This is a genomic window from Corallococcus aberystwythensis (genome assembly GCF_003612165.1).
GTDB classification, from domain to species: Bacteria; Myxococcota; Myxococcia; order Myxococcales; family Myxococcaceae; genus Corallococcus; species Corallococcus aberystwythensis.
Genome location: NZ_RAWK01000524.1, coordinates 1 through 1,623 on the forward strand (window position 1 = coordinate 1; position 1,623 = coordinate 1,623).

Below are 1,623 nucleotides of genomic sequence, written 5' to 3' on the forward strand. Positions count from 1 at the left end.
ACCCTCACCATCCCCGCCCCCTCCTCGCCAATGCTTCGCCCATCCAACCAGATGGGTCTGACATGGATGCGAGCGCCCACCCTGCTGGGACAGCGCGCCCCCGGGCCCGAAGGGGCGCGAACTGGTCCGACAGTCGGACCAGTTGGGCGACGTCGCCTCCGGCAGGGGGCCTCTGTCCAAGGCCCCGGTTTGGCGTTCGCTCAAGCACCTTGTCGCGGCCTGCCGACTGGATGCATGGCGTGGAAGACACCGTGCACGCGTTCCCAGGAAGTTTCGTGCAGGCGCAGGGCATTGGCGTGCATCGAGCAGATGATTGACGTCTCGCACCCGGGCTTCAGCGCGGGCTCCGTGGCGCCGGGCGTGATGCAGTATCTGGCCGCTGACCGTCCCATCCGAAACGAAGCGGTTGGCGCTGCGCTCACACGACGGTTGGGTGGCGGGCCCTTTGAACCACAATCTCCACGAGTCGATATACGTCCAGGCACCAGGGGACCGCCGAGGGAGCTTGCGATGCCGGAGGGCGCCATCGACACGGGGCAGGGATTGCCCCGGCCGTGGTCGCCTTCCGTGGCATCAGTCCTTCCAATCCCAGGACGGCGAGGTTCTCCAGCCGCCTACGACGCGTCCTGACCTCGTCTTCTCCGGCGAGTGGGCTCCGCGCGGAGCGGTCTTCTTCCAGATCATTGACGGCGCGCATCGCCGCCGCGCTGGACCTGTCCACACCTCCAGTGACGAAGCAACGTCCGGCATCCGAGGCCCTCTGGCCACTACGGTGCGAGCCGCGCGGTGCCCGTCCCCGCCGTCGCCTCGGGCGGACGCATCATCCCGGCCGCAACTCGCAGGCCCAGCCAGCGTGGCGTGAAGCGCGTCAGGTTGGCCTGCAGCCAGTTGCGCCACCCGGGCACCACCGACGCCCGGCCCTGGTCCAAGGCCTTGAGGGCACGCAGCACCACCTCCTCCGCTGTCGCCATGGGGCCCACGGCGGCCTGCTGGGTGCCCACCACGTCGAAGAACGCTGTCCGCACGGGCCCCGGGCACAATGCGAGCACGCGCACACCGCGCTCACGCGTCTCCTCAAACAGCGCCTCCGTGAAGGACAACACGAACGCCTTGCTGGCCGCGTAGATGGCCATGTACGGCACCGGCTGGAAGCCCGCGATGGAGGCCACGTTGAGGATGCCGCCCATGCCGCGCGCGAGCATGTCCGGCAGGAACAGGTGACTGGTGTCCACCAGCGACGTGACGTTGAGCATCACCTGTTCGTGCTGCCGCGCGAACGGCGCAGCGTCGAAGGCCCCGTGCGTGCCGAAGCCCGCGTTGTTGACCAGCAGGTCCACGCGCAGGCCCTTCTCCTGGCAGCGCGCGTGCAACTCACGGCCCGCGCCCTCGCGGCCCAGGTCCAGCGCGATGACCTCCGCCTGGATGTTGTGGGCCTTGGACAGCTCCTCCGCCAGCGTGCGCATCCGGTCCTCGGAGCGCGCCACCAGGACGAGGTCCATGCCGCGCGCCGCCAACTCGCGGGCGAACACCTCCCCCAGGCCAGACGACGCGCCCGTCACGAGCGCGCGGTGGCCCGCGTAGGGGAAGGCCTTGCCCCGGGGGGCGGGTGAAGAGACAGGGGGG

At 69.8% G+C, this 1,623-nt stretch carries 1 protein-coding gene; it reads right to left on the bottom strand.

Going from position 1 to position 1,623, the window contains the following annotated elements:
- Positions 1-767: 767 nt before the first annotated feature.
- A partial coding sequence (locus D7W81_RS41180) for an SDR family NAD(P)-dependent oxidoreductase (RefSeq protein WP_244227799.1) occupies positions 768-1,623 on the bottom strand: 856 nt, incomplete at its 5' end.